This is a genomic window from Mycobacterium sp. ACS4054, from assembly GCF_001667275.1.
Classification (GTDB): Bacteria; Actinomycetota; Actinomycetes; order Mycobacteriales; family Mycobacteriaceae; genus Mycobacterium.
The window spans coordinates 36,381-50,666 of record NZ_LZHV01000071.1; the positions used below are offsets into that span (position 1 = coordinate 36,381).

General features: G+C 67.6%; 14 protein-coding genes. 9 read left to right on the forward strand and 5 right to left on the reverse strand.

Translation table 11 applies throughout. From position 1 onward, the window contains the following. The first annotated feature begins 68 nt into the window (after nucleotides 1-68). The 5 genes from A5730_RS22530 (at nucleotide 69) to A5730_RS22550 (ending at nucleotide 4,483) form a co-directional block, all read left to right on the forward strand. On the forward strand, nucleotides 69-926 hold the full coding sequence (locus tag A5730_RS22530) for an SDR family NAD(P)-dependent oxidoreductase (RefSeq protein ID WP_067905482.1): 858 nt from the start codon (nucleotides 69-71) through the stop codon (nucleotides 924-926). A gap of 8 nt (nucleotides 927-934) precedes the next feature. Beyond that, nucleotides 935-1,222, forward strand: a complete 288-nt coding sequence (locus A5730_RS22535; RefSeq protein ID WP_231994773.1) for a hypothetical protein — start codon at nucleotides 935-937, stop codon at nucleotides 1,220-1,222. Between the two features lie 141 nt (nucleotides 1,223-1,363). Beyond that, a complete protein-coding gene (locus tag A5730_RS22540; RefSeq protein ID WP_067905484.1) occupies nucleotides 1,364-2,719 on the forward strand; it encodes a wax ester/triacylglycerol synthase family O-acyltransferase in 1,356 nt (451 codons plus the stop codon). Between the two features lie 5 nt (nucleotides 2,720-2,724). Further along, on the forward strand, nucleotides 2,725-3,210 hold the full coding sequence (locus A5730_RS22545) for an NUDIX domain-containing protein (RefSeq protein WP_067905486.1): 486 nt from the start codon (nucleotides 2,725-2,727) through the stop codon (nucleotides 3,208-3,210). Nucleotides 3,211-3,247: 37 nt separating this feature from the next. Then, complete coding sequence (locus A5730_RS22550; RefSeq protein WP_067905488.1) at nucleotides 3,248-4,483, forward strand: cytochrome P450; 1,236 nt, start codon at nucleotides 3,248-3,250, stop codon at nucleotides 4,481-4,483. A 1-nt stretch (nucleotide 4,484) separates the two neighbouring features. Here the strand turns inward: A5730_RS22550 and A5730_RS22555 are convergent, their stop codons facing one another. Then, nucleotides 4,485-4,853: a hypothetical protein gene (locus A5730_RS22555; protein ID WP_067905490.1), complete on the reverse strand. Its 369-nt coding sequence runs from the start codon at nucleotides 4,851-4,853 to the stop codon at nucleotides 4,485-4,487. Nucleotides 4,854-4,991: 138 nt separating this feature from the next. On the opposite strand from A5730_RS22555, the gene A5730_RS22560 reads away from it, so the two are divergent. Continuing rightward, complete coding sequence (locus tag A5730_RS22560; RefSeq protein WP_067905492.1) at nucleotides 4,992-5,282, forward strand: hypothetical protein; 291 nt, start codon at nucleotides 4,992-4,994, stop codon at nucleotides 5,280-5,282. A gap of 33 nt (nucleotides 5,283-5,315) precedes the next feature. Here A5730_RS22560 and A5730_RS22565 read toward each other — a convergent pair whose 3' ends face one another. Then, on the reverse strand, nucleotides 5,316-6,101 hold the full coding sequence (locus tag A5730_RS22565) for an alpha/beta hydrolase (protein ID WP_067905494.1): 786 nt from the start codon (nucleotides 6,099-6,101) through the stop codon (nucleotides 5,316-5,318). Between the two features lie 62 nt (nucleotides 6,102-6,163). Continuing rightward, a complete protein-coding gene (locus A5730_RS22570) occupies nucleotides 6,164-7,234 on the reverse strand; it encodes an ATP-dependent DNA ligase (protein WP_067905496.1) in 1,071 nt (356 codons plus the stop codon). 26 nt (nucleotides 7,235-7,260) lie between these two features. Between A5730_RS22570 and ligD the strand changes: the two genes are divergently transcribed. Together ligD and A5730_RS22580 are read left to right on the forward strand one after the other, a co-directional pair. Further along, the gene (gene ligD, locus A5730_RS22575; RefSeq protein ID WP_067905498.1) at nucleotides 7,261-8,295 is read left to right on the forward strand and encodes a non-homologous end-joining DNA ligase; all 1,035 of its coding nucleotides are present in this window, start codon (nucleotides 7,261-7,263) and stop codon (nucleotides 8,293-8,295) included. A gap of 848 nt (nucleotides 8,296-9,143) precedes the next feature. Further along, complete coding sequence (locus tag A5730_RS22580; protein WP_082946952.1) at nucleotides 9,144-11,180, forward strand: glycoside hydrolase family 172 protein; 2,037 nt, start codon at nucleotides 9,144-9,146, stop codon at nucleotides 11,178-11,180. On the opposite strand, the gene A5730_RS22585 is transcribed toward A5730_RS22580, so the two are convergent. Beyond that, entirely contained in the window at nucleotides 11,167-11,925 is a 759-nt protein-coding gene (locus tag A5730_RS22585) for a rhomboid-like protein (protein WP_082946954.1), read from the reverse strand. The genes A5730_RS22580 and A5730_RS22585 overlap by 14 nt on opposite strands. Continuing rightward, nucleotides 11,925-13,241 (reverse strand): diaminopimelate decarboxylase, encoded by a 1,317-nt coding sequence (locus A5730_RS22590; RefSeq protein WP_067905501.1) that lies wholly within the window; start codon nucleotides 13,239-13,241, stop codon nucleotides 11,925-11,927. The genes A5730_RS22585 and A5730_RS22590 overlap by 1 nt, the downstream gene beginning before the upstream one ends. A 207-nt stretch (nucleotides 13,242-13,448) precedes the next feature. Between A5730_RS22590 and A5730_RS22595 the strand changes: the two genes are divergently transcribed. Further along, nucleotides 13,449-14,282: a mycofactocin-coupled SDR family oxidoreductase gene (locus A5730_RS22595; protein WP_067905553.1), complete on the forward strand. Its 834-nt coding sequence runs from the start codon at nucleotides 13,449-13,451 to the stop codon at nucleotides 14,280-14,282. The last annotated feature ends 4 nt before the right edge of the window (nucleotides 14,283-14,286 follow it).

Genomic DNA, 14,286 nt, shown 5'->3' on the forward strand with positions numbered 1-14,286 from the left:
GACCGGAATGGCACAGTATGACCCGCTGACAGTGACTGTCAACATCGGCTCCGGTAGGAAGGCCTGGCATGAGCGTCCTGGACGGCAAAGTCGCGATCGTCACCGGAACCAGCCGCGGGGTGGGCGTCGGGATCGCACACGAACTGCTTCGCGCCGGTGCGACCGTCGTCGGCTGTTCGCGCTCGCCGCTGGACGCCATTCCCGGGATCGAACCCGACTGGGCGGCCCGGGCCTCCCAACGGGTCTGCGACCAAGGAGACTTCCGCGCGATCGACTCCTTCGTCGCCGGCGTCGTCGCCGAGCACGGCCGCATCGACATCCTGGTGAACAACGCCGGCGGCACCGTGCCGACACCCCACGTCGAAAGCATTCCCCAACTGGTGCAACGGATTCAGGGGGCGCCCGCCAGCGACGACGAGTACGAGCGCACGGCGCTGTTTCACGCGTTCGCGGTGCAGATGAACCTCATCAGCCCGCTCTGGTTCGCGATCCGCGTCTACCGGCAGATGCGCACGCAGGACGGCGTCGGCTGCATCATCAACATCTCCAGCGGCGCCGGGCATCCCGCGGGATCACCGACGTTGGTTTCCTACGGCGCGGCCAAAAGCGGGCTGAACCATCTCACCCGCTCGCTGGCGCAGGAGTGGGGACCCCAGGTGCGGGTCAACTGCATCGCCCTGGGGCCGACGATGACCGAGAACTTCCGGTCGTTCGTCCTGCCCAAGGACGACCCTTCTGGCGCAAAGTATTTCGCGGCCGTCCCGCTCCGGCGGGCGGGCGAGCCCGCCGAGGTGGGCAGGGTCTGCGTGTTCCTGGCCGGCGGTGAGGCCGACTTCGTCAACGGCACCACGATCGAACACGACGGCGGGATGCTCCCCGGCGTGCTGTACGACGCGGGCCTGAAGACCATCACCGATCTGCTGTAATCGTCACCATGAGCAGCCCCCTGGAACCCACCGCCGAGCAGTTCGCCGCTCTGGCCGCACGCCCGGCCAACGAACCGGTGGTGATGGTCAACCTGCTGAAGTTCAAGACCCCCGACGGCCTAGCGGCCTACCAGCGCTACGGCGTGGCCGTGATCCCCCACCTGGAGCATGCGGGCGCCGTCGTCCGCTATGCCGGCATCGCGCCGACCGTCGTGGTTGGTGAGGGCGAAAGCCTTGGTGGGATGCCATTCTCATCGTCGAGTACCCGACCCCGAAGGCCTTCATCGAGATGGTGAGCGACCCTGGCTATGCGAAGGCCCACGAGCATCGCGTCGAGGCGCTGGACCGGGGCGACCTGATCGCGACGTCGGTATGGTCGTTGACCCTGGATTGAGCGAGTTGTAGCGGTCGCTCCCCGGCCGGGGTCTAATTGGTGGATGGAACTGATGATGCCCACCGACGCGATCTTTCTGCTGGGCGAGTCGCGGGAGCATCCCATGCACGTCGGCGGCTTGCAGTTGTTCGAGTTGCCGAGCGGTGCCGACCGTGGCTTCGTTCGCGAGCTGTACGACCGGTTGGTGGCGCAGGATGACTTCCAGCCGACGTTTCGCAAGCATCCGGCGGCGTTCGTCGGCGGCATCGCAAACCTGGGGTGGTCCTATGACAAGGACGTCGACGTGGACTATCACGTTCGCCGCTCGGCGGTACCGTCGCCCGGGCGGATCCGCGAATTGCTCGAGCTGACGTCGCGGTGGCACAGCAGCCTGCTGGACCGGCACCGCCCGCTGTGGGAGACGCACATCATCGAGGGCATCAAGGACGGCCGGTTCGCGATCTACACCAAGATCCACCACGCCCTGATCGACGGGGTCTCCGCGCAGAAGCTGATGCAGCGCGCGCTGTCGACGGACCCCGACGACACCGAGATGCGCGCGCCCTGGAGCCTGCCCAAACCCAAGCGCAAGGCCAGCCCGGCCAGCCCGCTGCGGTCGGCGCTGCAGGCGGCGGGATCCATTGCGGCCCTGGCCCCTTCGTCGATTTCTCTCGCTCGGGCCGCGCTCTTCGAACAGCAGCTCACGCTGCCCTTCGGCGCCCCGCGCACCATGTTGAACGTCAAGATCGGCGGTGCGCGCCGCTGCGCGGCGCAGTCCTGGTCGCTGGACCGCATCAAGGGTGTCAAGAAGGCCGCCGGCGTGACCGTCAATGATGTGGTCCTGGCGATGTGTTCGGGGGCGCTGCGCTACTACCTGCTCGAGCAGAACGCGCTGCCGGACACGCCGCTGATCGCGATGGTCCCGGTGAGCTTGCGCACCGAGGAGGAGGCCGACGCGGGCGGCAACCTGGTGGGCGCCATCCTGTGCAACCTCGCCACCGATACCGACGATCCCGCCCAGCGACTGCAGACCATCAGCGATTCCATGCGCAGCAACAAGCAGGTGTTCTCGCAGTTGCCCCGGTTCCAGGCGCTGGCGCTGTCCGCGGCCAACACGTCCGCCCTGGCGCTGGCGGCGGTGCCGGGCTGGGTGGCGTCGACGTCGCCACCGTTCAACATCATCATCTCGAACGTGCCCGGGCCCACCCAGCCGATCTATTACGGGGGCGCCCGGCTCGACGGCAACTACCCTCTGTCGATCGCGCTGGACGGGCAGGCGCTGAACATCACCCTGACCAACAACGCCGGCAATCTGGACTTCGGGTTGGTCGGCTGCCGGCGCAGCGTGCCGCACCTGCAGCGCCTGCTCGCGCACCTGGAGTCGTCGCTCAAGGACCTGGAACGTTCGGTCGGGTCCTGACACCGATGCCGAAGCGCAGTGCCGGTGTGCTGTTGTATCGCGTCCGTGACGGCGTCGTCGAAGTGCTGATCGCGCATCCGGGCGGCCCGTTCTGGGCGCGAAAGGACGACGGGGCCTGGTCCATTCCCAAGGGGGAGTACGCGGAGGGGGAGGACCCCTGGGCCGCGGCGCAACGCGAATTCGCCGAGGAGCTCGGGCTTTCGGTACCGCCCGGCGCCCGGCTGGATCTCGGTGAGCTGAAACAGTCTGGCGGCAAGGTGGTTTCCGCCTTCGCCGTCGGCGCTGACCTCGACGTCACCGACGCGCGCAGCAACACCTTCGAACTGGAGTGGCCGAAGGGATCGGGCAGGTTGCGGGAGTATCCGGAAGTCGATCGGGTGGGCTGGTTTTCGGTGACCCAGGCGCGGGTGAAGCTGCTGAAGGGTCAGTTGGGTTTCCTGGACCGCCTGATGGCGGATCCGGCCTTAGCGGGATTCGCCGAAGGGCCGTAGCGGGTCACCCCGCCGCCGCGGCGGGCAGAATGGCCGCATGACGACCGCGCCCACCGAACGAGCCGAATCCCAGGGCTTGCTGCTGGAGCTTCTGGACCCGGCCAACCGGCCCGACCCGTATCGGGTCTGTGCGCGGCTTCGCGACGGGGGAGCGCTGCAGCTGCCCGACGCCAAACTGGTCGTCTTCTCCAGCTGCCGCGACTGCGACGAGGTGTTGAGGCACCCGTCGTCAAGCAGCGACAACGTCAACTCGACGGTCGCCAAGCGGCAGGCCGAGGCGGGCACGGCGCCGCCCCGGCAGGGGCCGCCGGGATTTCTGTTTCTCGATCCGCCCGATCACACCCGGCTGCGCAGGTTGGTCAGCAAGGCGTTTGCGCCGAAGGTGGTGAGCGCCCTGGAGCCCGACATCCGGTCGCTGGTCGACGGAATGCTCGGTCGGGTTGCCGAGAAGGGGCGCTTCGACGTGGTCGAGGATTTCGCCTACCCGCTGCCGGTGGCGGTGATCTGCCGGCTGCTCGGCGTGCCGCTCGACGACGAGCCGGAGTTCAGCCGCGCGTCGGCCTTGCTGGCTCAGGCGCTGGACCCCTTTTCGACGATTACCGGCGTGCCGCCGGACGTCGCGACCGAAAGGCAACAGGCCGGTGCGTGGCTACGCGCATACTTCCACGGGTTGATCAAACGCCGCCGTTCGCGACCCGGCGACGATCTGCTGTCGGGGCTGATCGCGGTGGAGGAGTCCGGAGATCAACTGACCGAGGACGAAATTGTCGCGACCTGCAATCTGCTCTTGATCGCCGGACACGAGACCACGGTGAACCTCATCGGGAACGCCGTGCTGGCCATGCTGCGAAATTCCGGGGAGTGGACGGCTTTGGGCGCCGACCCCGGTCGAGCGTCGGCGATTGTGGAAGAGACCTTGCGATACGACCCACCCGTGCAGCTCGTCGGCCGAATTGCCCTCGCCGACATGATAATTGGCGGCGTCGACGTGCCCGCGGGCGATATCATGATGCTGCTGCTCGCCGCAGCCCACCGCGACCCCGAGGAGTTCGACCAGCCCGACACCTTCAATCCCGATCGGGCGTTGTTGCGGCACTTGGGATTTGGCCGGGGAGCCCACTACTGCCTGGGCGCACCCCTGGCCCGGCTGGAAGCCGGTGTCGCCCTGTCGGCGATCACGGCCCGCTTCCCGGACGCGCGGCTGGACGGTGAGCCGCAATACAAGGCCAACGTGACGCTGCGTGGCTTGTCGCGGCTCATGGTCGCGGTCTAGCTCACTGGCGCTCCCACGGTGGGCGCTCGCCCATCTTCGCGTAGTACTTGGCGAGGTGGCTCTTGACCCGGTCGACGTCCGTCTTCGGCAGGTCGATGCCCCCGCGCGCACCGTCCATGATGGCGCCCGCCGCCATCACCCCGCGCGGCACCGCCTTGAGGTCGCCACCGATGACATCGGCGATCAACAGCTTGTACGCGGTGAAGTTGCCCTTCTTTTCGCCGTCGAACCAGACGTGGGCGTCGCGGTACTTCTGATTCGGCGCGTCCTCGGCACCGGCCCACTTGCGGACCCGCTTTTCGGCGGCGTCACCGTCCCACTTGCGGTCGCGATCGGCCAACGGCAGGTCCTGGAAAGCTGTCACGGACATGTACGTTTGCGTGCCCGCCCACCGCGGGTGCTAAACGCGTGGCGCTCGCGTAGACGGGCTGAAAGCCGGCGAAAACCCGCTTAATACGCGGTAGCGTCAGTGGTGGGCTGTCGACGTAATTGGTGACGGGAGACAACCATGAAGCGTGGCGTGGTCGGAGGATTGGCCGCCCTGCTGGTGGCCGCCGGGTCGATCGTCGCGGCGCCGCCGGCGAGCGCAGGCTGCCTGTATGGGGGACCGGTCCTGAGCAAGTGCGATGGACCCGTGCAGCCGGACGGCAGCTGGCAACGGTGCGTGGCGGTTACCCGCTTGGTTCCCAACGGCGCCAGTTCCTACCTCGTGCCCGACAAGCGCTGCGACGTAATGGGTCCCGACCAGCGCCCAGCCGACCTCGCCTTCGCCGACCCGCCGAACCACATCGACGGCTGAGCCGGGACCCGCAACGCCTCGCGGCGGGCGCGGCTAGATGGCGGCGAACACCTCGTTCCTGGCAATCCAGTCATCGATCACCCCCATGGTGACGGGCAGCGCCGCGCCCGAAAACATCATGTGGTCGGAAGCGGGTATCTCGACCGAGGAACCGCGTTGATACCGGGCCGCGGTCCGGCGCACGACTCCGGGTGGGACGATGCGATCGCACTCGGCCCCTATCACCATCACCGGGCCGGTGACCGTCGCGAAATCGACGACGGTGGCTTTGGAACGCTTTGTCACCGCCATGGCCATCTCGCAAAACGCGCGCCCGGATTCGCAAACCAAGCCGTCATATATCTCGCGGGCGACGGCATCGGTCTGGGTGTTGGCGATCCATTGCCGACACCGCTGAAGTGGCGGGGGATATATCGGCTTGGCCCAGGGGCGTGCCCGCAACAACGATGGCAGCGACATGCGCACGTTCGTCGGAGTCGTGCCGAGGATTCCCGCAACCGAGGCGGGACATGCCGCCACCAGCCCGGCGTGGCGCGGGCGCGCCGCGACCGCCTGCGCCAGTAGGCCGCCCATCGAATGACCGATGAGCAGCGGTGGGGAATCCAGCGCATTGACGAAGGACACCAAGTCGTCGGTGTAGTCGCGAAGGCTCAGCGACGCGACCTTTTCGGCGCCCTCGTGCAAGGGCAGCTCGTGATGGCGCAGGGTCGGTGTGTGGGCCCGGTAGCCGCGTTCTTCGAACGCCGTGCGGGCAGGGGTCAGCTGCTCACCTCGGCTCCACGCGCCGTGGATGAGGACGACGTGCTTCGTGCCGGGCATGAAGCCAAGAATGACAGTCGAACCGCCCGGCGGGTGCCGCATTGGCGCGATGAGTGAGCCCGCTAGCCCGCTCCCAGGCCGGGCACGATGTCGCCGAGGCTGAAGGTGACCGGCTGTTCGAGCTGTTCGTAGGTGCACGAGCGGGGCTCGCGGTCGGGTCGCCACCGGTTGAACTGCGCGGTATGCCGAAAGCGCCGGCCCTCCATGTGGTCGTAGCGGACCTCGACCACGCGCTCGGGTCGCAGCGGCACGAACGAAAGGTCCTTTCCGGCGTTCCAGCGGGAGAATTCGTTCTTGCGCGGCGTTCGTTCACCCGCCTCGTGGGCGGCCCAGTTCCACGGGTGACCGTCGAAATCGGTGACGAGCGGCTGCAATTCGGTGAACAGGCGCCTTCGCTCGGCCATCGGGAAGGCGCCGATCACCCCGACGGAGGCGAGCTGGCCGTCGTCTTGGTAGAGCCCGAGCAGCAGCGAGCCTATCGCGTCCTCGCCGGACTTGTGCACGCGATAGCCCGCGACGACGCAGTCGGCGGTGCGCTCGTGCTTGATCTTGAACATGACCCGCTTGTCGGGCTGGTAGGTCACGGTCAGCGGCTTGGCGACGACACCGTCGAGGCCGGCGCCCTCGAATTCGTCGAACCAACGCTGCGCGAGCTCGATGTCGGTGGTGGCCGGCGTGACGTGGATCGACGGGCCCGAGCCTGCCAACGCGTCGACGAGGGCGGCGCGCCGCTCGGTGAACGGCCGGCGGGTGTAATCGTCGTCCCCCAGGGCGAGCAAGTCGAACGCGATGAACGACGCGGGCGTCGCCTCGGCGAGCATCCGCACCCGCGAATCCGCCGGGTGGATACGTTGTTGCAGCGCCTCGAAATCCAGGCCGTGGTCGGTAGCGATGACGATCTCCCCGTCGATCACGCAGCGCTCGGGCAGCTCCGCCCGCGCCGCGGCAACCAGTTCGGGGAAATACCGCGTCATCGGCCGCTCGTTGCGGCTGCCCAGCTCCACCTCCTCGCGGTCCCGAAAACAGATGGACCTGAATCCGTCCCACTTGGGCTCGTACGACGCTTCCGGCGGGATCGACCGCACCGACTTGGCCAGCATGGGCGACACCGGGGGCATGACAGGTAGGTCCATAGCCCGATTGTGCTGGAATCGTTGGTATGGCTGCTGCGGAGGAGCTCGATGTCGACGGTGTTGCGGTGCGCCTGACCAACCCGGACAAGGTCTATTTCCCCAAATTGGGCGCGAAAGGCACGAAGCGCCGGCTCGTCGACTACTACCTGGCCGTGGCGGGCGGTCCGATGCTGGACGCGCTGCGCGACCGGCCGACCCATTTGCAGCGCTTCCCCGACGGCGTCGACGGCGAGGAGATCTACCAGAAGCGGATTCCACAGCATCATCCCGACTATCTACAGACCTGCCGGGTCACCTTCCCCTCGGGCCGCACCGCCGACGCGCTGAAGGTGACGCACCCGTCGGCCATCGTGTGGGCGGCACAGATGGGCACCGTCACGTTGCACCCGTGGCAGGTGCGCTGCCCGGATACCGACCATCCCGACGAATTGCGCATCGATCTGGATCCGCAACCCGGCGTCGGCTTCGAGCAGGCGCGCACGGTCGCGGTAGACGTGTTGCGACCGCTGCTCGACGAGCTCGGCCTGGTGGGGTACGCCAAGACATCGGGCGGCCGCGGCATCCATGTCTTTCTGCGGATCGCCACCGACTGGGATTTCATCGAGGTGCGCCGCGCCGGCATCGCCCTGGCCCGCGAGGTAGAGCGGCGCGCGCCCGAGGCCGTCACCACGTCGTGGTGGAAAGAAGAGCGTGGCGAGCGCATCTTCATCGACTTCAATCAGAACGCCCGGGACCGCACGATGGCGTCGGCATACTCGGTGCGGCGCACCCCGATCGCGACGGTATCGACGCCGCTGACGTGGGACGAGCTGGCCGGCGCCGAACCGGACGACTACACCATCGCGACCGTTCCGGACCTGGTGCGGGGCCGCGAGGATCCTTGGGCGGCAATGGATGACGCGGCCCAGTCGATCGTGCCGTTGCTGGAGATGGCCCAGGCGGACGAAGAGCGCGGACTCGGCGACATGCCCTATCCGCCGAACTACCCGAAGATGCCGGGTGAACCCAAACGCGTTCAGCCCAGCCGCGATACGGACCTCAAAGGACCGAAGGCGCCGTAGCGCCGCCGATCGTTGTCCTAAAGCGCTTGTGGCCCAGGAATTCTGGGCTACTTCATCGTTTGAAGCCGTACGCTACTGGCACGTCATGCAACCGCGTTGCAATCGGCAGGCCAAATCGTGAGCCGTACCGACTAGGACGTGCCAGTAGCGCAACCCCCGAAAACCGGAGGCGCCCCCTACGGCACGCAGACAGCAGGTGGTAGGCACTCGATCGTGACTGGGAACGTGCAGCCCGATGCCCCCAATGCGGTGGCGGCAAGGACTAGTCCGAGGACAACTTTGTACTTCAAACGAGACATGCCCACTCCGTTCGTCGAGAAGAAATGTTTCGCCCGAGGAGCGTTATGCTACGTGAGTGCAATGCGGAATACCATGTGATTCAGCAAAATTGCGCCGATTAACGTAATCGCCTTACCGTAGCCGGCCGGCCCGGCCGAGCCGCACAGAAGGCCACCCTAAGCGCGATTTGCATTCATCCCGCAATATCTTCCGTGCGCGCGTCGGACGCGATAGTATGGAACGGCGCACGAACGAGCCTGCATTTCTGACAATGCAGGGCGATGCGAAATGTGCTCGGGGGAAACGATATTCGGGCCAGCCGCTTAGAAAGCGGCTGATACTCGCCTCTCCCGACTTTGTCGTGGCCATTGCGAGGCCGTCACCTGGGCGCGTAGCCTTTGCTGAGGAGCAACTCGAACGCGCCGCGGGATCCGCTCGTGCCAGCTCCGAATCGCGATGCGCGAACCGCCAACACCTTGAATGCATTTCGGATCGCCGGACCATTCTGCACGGGTGAGTATCAGGTTCCAAACCTGGCCAACCCGGCCGAGAAAGTAAGCTTCGTTGGCATGTCGGTGGCTCCTCGTGCATGGCTCGCGGCCGCCGTCGTCATGCTGCTGACGGTGGCGGGCGTCGCCACCGCTGCGGCCACTCCCGCTGAGCCGCTCGGCGACGGTCCGGCAGCAAGGCTGATCGGCTGGGACACCTACCGCCGGCTGGACCTGTTGCCTTTTTTGCGCACGGACACCCAGGCCTTGCAGCTGTCCAGCTTCGACCGCAGCGGCGGTGATTTCGACCTCTCCACCGGGAATCACAACGGCACGGGCGGGTGCCTGGGACCCGGCGGCGCCGGCTGTGTGGTCGCCGAGGATCACGGTGCGGGCGAGGTGGATTCGATCTGGTTCACCCGTGACGGCGGCGACGTGACCCGAATCGGGAACATCCGCATCGAATTGGATGGACGGACGGTGATCGACGCCCCCTTGCAGTCCGTGGTCGACGGGGCGCTGGGCGCACCGTTCGAATGGCCGCTGGTGGCCAACGCGGCGCAGTCGCCGGGCGGGGTGTACATCAAGATTCCGATGCCCTACCGAGTTTCGATGCGGATCAGCGTGGCGTCGCATCTCGAGTACTACCACGTCGACTATCGCCAATTCTCCACGGCCGCGGGCGTCTCCGCTTTCTCGCTCGCCGACCCCGCGCTGGACGTCCTAGCCACCTTGCGCGCCGCGGGCACCGCCGACCCCAAACCGGGGGCGCTTGCGGCGGTTCACGACGATCGCGCCGTCGAGATTCCCGCCGGGGGCGGGGTGAGTATCGCGGAAGCGACCGGCCCGGGCAGCATCTCGGAGCTACGCGTGCGGCTGCCCCAACCGGCGGATCAACTCCTCGGCGGGCTGCGGCTGCAGCTGGATTTCGACGGCCGGACCATGGTCGACTCCCCCCTCGGGGAGTTCTTCGGCGCCGGATTGGGCACCGACACCGTGCGGGCGCTGATGTTCGCCGCGATCCCGCAACCCGGCGGACCGTTGTCGTTGTCCGCGTGGTGGCCCATGCCGTTCGCCCATGACGCGCGCATCTCGCTGGTGAACACCACCGGCGAGCCCGTGGCGGGCATCGACACCGCGGTGACGTCCACTCCCGACCCCCAGTGGGCGTCCGCGCTGGCAAGCGGGCGGGCGGGCTATTTCACCGCCCGCTCGCACGCCGCGCCGACAATGCCGGGCCAGGATTGGCTGTTCGCCGACGAACCGGGCCACGGCAAGTTCGTCGGCGTCAGCCACACCATCCGGGGATCCCGGATCAAGACCGCGTTCAGCGACGGTGCCCCTTACTTTCTCGAAGGCGCCGAGCGGGTGTACACCGACGGCGCCGCGTCGCCCCAGTGGTATGGCACCGGCACCGAAGACCTCTACGAGGGCGGCTGGTATTTCAAGGACGGCACCCGCTTCAGCGACCCGCTCACCGGCCAGCCCGATCGGCGCACGGCGACCGACGGCTGCGCGGATTACTGCGCGGCCGTCTACCGGCTGATGCTCGCCGACGCCATCGATTACCGCTCCGCGATCCGGTTCGGCATCGAGCACGGCAAGCGCAACATGGTGCAACCGGACTACAGCTCAACCGCTTTCCTCTATACGCAACCCAACGACATTCTCGCCCAGGGCGACGACGTCCGTCCCGGTGACGCGGTCAGTCGACTTCTGCACGGTTACACCGATGCCGACGCCACGGACCAGCTGTTGGTCAGCGACTACGAGGGCACCGACGACACCCATCCGATCGTCGGGTCGGTCCGCGCCACCAACGCGCCGATCACGTTCCACCTCGAAACCGACCCGGACAACCGCGGTGTCCTGCTGCGTCGCACCTCGGATCAAGCCGATGGTTTCCAATCGGCGGACGTCGCCATCGACGGCGTCCCCGTCGGCAACTGGCTACAGCCGCGCGCCAACAACTTTCACCGCTGGCTCGACGACACGTACCTCTTGCCGCAATCGGTAACCGCGGGCAAAGCGCAGCTGACGATCACTTTGACGCCGGTGCCCGGCTCCCCGCCCTGGACGGCGAGCCGCTACCAGGTCGAGACGATCACGCAGCGGTAGAACGCATCACCCGACCGGCCAGGAGCGTGGCGATCAGCACCCCGGTCAGCCCGGCGGCGGGCGCCACCGACGACGACCAGCCCGACAGCACGAAATAGCCGAAGGCGGCGCCAACGACGAGCAACGCCGCATGCACGGGTGTCCAGCGCGCGATCGAGGGCAACCGCAGCGACAGGCCCATGCCGAGGAGAAGCGCCAGCACGTGACCGAACGCCGTGAAGTCCGCATCGGCCGTTGCCACCAACGCGATGCCGAGCCACCAACCGATCCAGGCCGGCCGCCAGCGCAACGGAATCGACGTGGTCAGGGCACCGAGCACGCACACCGCGCCGTAGCTGATCCCGACATCGGTGGCGCGCGCCACCGAGAACGGCAGCCATCCCGTCTCCACCGCGGCGACCAGACCGACCGCGACGATAGCGGTGGCGCCGATGTGCCCGACCGCGAACGTGATCAGCAAACCCCTTCCGCGCCAGATGAGTTCGCCCAGCGCCAGCAAGCACACCAGCCCCGGAAGCCATAGGTAGACGTCGCCGCCGTCGCTGACGAACGCGCTACCCACCAAGGAACCCAGGTGGCCGTGCGCCAGGTTGTGCAGGTTGGTGCTCATTTCCCGGACTACCGCGGCGCGCGTGTGAGCACCCAGTGCCGTCAGGGTGACCGAGACCGCCAGCAGCAGCACGGTGTACGCCGCCGTCACCCGCAATCGGTCGGCGCGGGGACGAACCTCCGTGCCGGACAGCATCATTGACCGGTCCAGCCGCGATCGCGGGCCAGCAGGTCGGCCACCGTTTCCCGGCGCACCAGTTCGCGGGGCGAGCCCCCGGAGACCGCGATTAGCGGCGGACGTCCGAGCAGACTGCGGCTGGATTCCGTCGAATGTTGATAGGCGCCGGTGCAGGCCACCGCCAGCAGGTCTCCGGGCCGGATGTCGGCGGGCAACTCGATGCCGCGGGCGATCTCGTCGCCGACGCCATGCCGGCCCACCACGGTGACGGGTGCGGTCGCGGTCGGGCGGTGGCGATTGGCCAGCGCCACCGTGTATTTCGCGCCTCGGCTTGCCGCTTGGGGCATGTCGCCCGTGCCGCCGTCCACCGCGACGAACGTGTGCCCGCCGGGCTGGCGCTTGACGGCGATGACCCGGCACAGGGTGATCCCGGCGCGCGCGGCGATCGCCCGGCCCGGCTCGATCACGATCTTCGGGCGCGGGAAGTCGTGCTCCGCGCAGGCGGAATCAAGCGCCTCGTCGATGGTGGACCCGAGCGACCGCAGGTTCAGCTCCGCGTCGCCGGACAGGTAGGGGATCGCGTGCCCGCCACCGAGGTTGAGTTCGCTGAGCACCACGCGATGACGGTCGCGGACCTCGGCCATCAGGCCGATCGTCTGCCGGACTGCCTCGCCGTAGACCGCGGGGTCGGTGAGCTGCGAGCCGAGCCGGAATTGGAGCCCCACCAGGTCCAGCCATGGCTGATCCAGCACACGCCGCAGGGCACCGGCCGCCTGGCCCCCCGATAGCGCGAAGCCGAATTTCTGGTCCATGGCCCCGACGTCGGGGATGACCCCCAACAGGACGCGCTGCGGATGACGCACCCGGCACGCGAGCAGCGAGACCTCGCTCGGGGTGTCGATGACGATCCGCCCGACGCCGGCCGCGACCGCGTCGTACAACTCGGCCGCCGTGATCACGCCGTCCAGGACGATGCGCGACGGCGGGACGTCGGCGGCCAGCGCGGTGGCCAGCTCGCCGGCGGAGCAGACGTTCACGCCGGCCCCCTCGTCCGCGGCCCACCGGGCCACGTCCACGCTCAACAAGGCCTTGGCGGCGTAGATCAGCTCGGCGTCGGGGAGCGTGGCGCGATAGCAGCGGATGCGGGCCCGAAAATCCTCCTCGTCCACCACGTAGGTGGGGGTGCCGAACTCGGCGGCGATGTCGTCGGCGGCCACGTCGCCCACGCAGAGCCGGCCCAGATCGTCGACGTAGGCGCTCAGCGGCCAGATCGCACGATCGAGGTGCGGGTTCTGCCCGTGCCTCAGCGATGGCAGCAGCTCGAAGAGCGTCATGCCTCCACGGTGCCGGGCCGATCCCGGCCGTGCCGCGTTCTTAACGAAGCTTTCACACCCGGGCCGCAAATCTTCACAGGTTTGGAACACTGGGCGCGATCGAGGAGCTTCGCGGCGGCGTCTTGACTAGCTCATCTCCGCGCTGCTAGACATGGGTGCGCCAGGAAATTGGGCGATCGCCCAAATTGGCTGCAGATGGAGGTGGCGATGGGCCGGATGGATGGCAAGGTCGCATTCGTGACCGGTGCCGCGCGCGGGCAGGGCAGGAGTCACGCCGTCCGCCTGGCGCGGGAGGGCGCCGACATCATCGCCGTCGACATCTGCCGCAAGTTCGAGGCGTCACCCGCGGACGGCGCCACACCCGAAGACCTCGACGAGACCGCCGGCTTGGTCAAGGACGCCGGGGGCCGCGTCGTCACCGCCGAAGTGGACGTGCGCGATTTCGACGCGTTGCGGGCCGCCGTCGACGGCGGCGTCGAACAGTTGGGGCGACTGGACGTCATCGTCGCCAACGCCGGCATCGGGACGACCGCGGGAAAGCTGCACAAAACCGATGAGGCGCTGTGGCAGGAGATGATCGACGTCAACCTCAGCGGCGTGTGGAAGACGGTGAAGGCCGGCGTCCCACACATCCTCAGCGGTGACCGCGGCGGCTCGGTAATCCTGACGTCGTCGGTGGCCGGGTTCAAGGCCTACCCGCACGTCGGCCACTACGTCGCGGCCAAGCACGGCGTGATCGGCCTGATGCGTTCCTTCGCAGTCGAATTGGGCCCACGAATGATCAGGGTCAACGCTGTCCTCCCGACCCACGTGAATTCGCCGCTGCTGATGAACGAGACCACGTACCGCGCCTTCAGGCCGGAATTGGAAAATCCCGGACCCGAAGACCTCGCGCCGGTGTGCCAGAGCTTCCACTACCTGCCCATTCCCTGGGTGACGCCCGAGGACATCAGTAACGCCGTGCTGTTCTTGGCCTCCGACGAAGCCCGTTACATCACCGGCGTCGCGCTCCCGGTGGACGCCGGCAGCTGCCTGAAATAGAGGA